Origin of the sequence: Pseudomonas sp. UYIF39 (assembly GCF_029963765.1) — a bacterium.
In the GTDB taxonomy this organism is placed as follows: Bacteria; Pseudomonadota; Gammaproteobacteria; order Pseudomonadales; family Pseudomonadaceae; genus Aquipseudomonas.
Genome location: NZ_JALBYU010000069.1, coordinates 1 through 891, shown reverse-complemented (window position 1 = coordinate 891; position 891 = coordinate 1). Strand labels below are relative to the sequence as shown.

General features: G+C 56.7%; 1 protein-coding gene. It reads right to left on the bottom strand.

Annotation, left to right across the window (positions count from 1 at the left end; translation table 11 throughout):
• Positions 1-8 precede the first annotated feature (8 nt).
• Positions 9-891 (bottom strand): IS3 family transposase (locus tag MO767_RS30825; protein WP_282483618.1); only part of this gene is annotated, 883 nt, incomplete at its 5' end.

The window sequence follows — 891 nt, the reverse complement described above, 5'->3', positions numbered from 1 at the left end:
TGTAGTGGTCAACTAATCCCGGACACGACGTTAAATTTTTCTTCGGCCCGAGCTGGCGCCAGCCCACCGTTGAATTGATGGGGTCGAATCCAGTTGTACCGATGCATCAAGAATTGGCTGATATCGCGCTGGGCTTCTTGAGCAGTTCTGTAGCCCATGGCCGGTATCCATTCGGTTTTCAAGCTGCGGAACACACGCTCCATCGGCGCGTTGTCCCAACAATTTCCCCGGCGACTCATGCTCTGACGCATTCGATAACGCCACAGCCGCTGGCGAAATAAACGACTCGCATACTGCGACCCTTGATCCGAGTGAAACAGCAGGCCCTGAGGTCTTCCTCGTTGCTCGTACGCCATATCCAGCGCCTTGATAACCATATCGGCGTCCGGCTTTTCCGACAACGCCCAGCCCACCACCCGGCGCGTGCAGAGATCCAGCACAACAGCCAGGTAATGCCATTTCCCCTGGGCCCAGATGTAGGTGATGTCGCCACACCACACCTGGTTGGGTGCCGGAACATCGAACTCCCGATTCAAGATGTTCGGGATATCGAGTCGCTCTACCGTCGCTCGTTTGTAGGCATGTGATCCGGGTTGTTTACTGACTAAATCAAGCTCACGCATCAAGCTGCGCACTTTGAACCGACCGAGCTGCTCACCGTCTTCAAGCATCAGCGACAAGATGCTGCGGCTGCCAGCAGCGCTACGACTTTGCGTGAACAACTCGCTCACCCGGCTGCGCAACCGAAGCCGTTCGACATCTGGCGTGCGGCGCCTAAGGCGCTGGGCGTAGTAGCACGAACGGGTGACTTCAAACACCTTGCACAGCCAATCAACCGGCTCATGGACGCTCAGCTGATTGATCAGCGCGTACGCTCGTGATCTTCCGACA